This is a genomic window from Klebsiella sp. MS 92-3, assembly GCF_000195655.1.
Lineage (GTDB): Bacteria > Pseudomonadota > Gammaproteobacteria > Enterobacterales > Enterobacteriaceae > Klebsiella > Klebsiella pneumoniae.
Window position 1 is genome coordinate 81,845 of sequence record NZ_GL882855.1, and the last position, 392, is coordinate 82,236.

A 392-nucleotide genomic window follows, 5' to 3' on the forward strand; every position below is an offset into this window, starting at 1 on the left:
CCGGCGGCGCTACGCTTGCGCGGGCCTACGAAGGGCGCGAATAGAGCGCCAAATCGCGGGTAGCCTTTGTAGGCCGGGTAAGCGAAGCGCCACCCGGCAACATGTTGGGCTCGGAGCCTGATTTCTTGCCGGAGACGGTTATCGGTTTTCCTGGTTCTCAGCCCGGGAAAGCGTTTCTCACGCGTGACTTCAGCGTACTCTGTGCTCCCGCTTCGTGGTGCTGCACCTGGTTCTCCGTGGCGCAGGGAGCGTCATGGAACGGCAACGACTGCCGTACGGTTCTCTCTCCCTCCGGAAGAAGGCCTGGGTGAGGGAAAGCACTGCCGGGAAGTCTTTTATGTTATCTGTGGCTTCAGCGTATTTTGCGCTCCCGGTTAATCTTCTGCGTTATG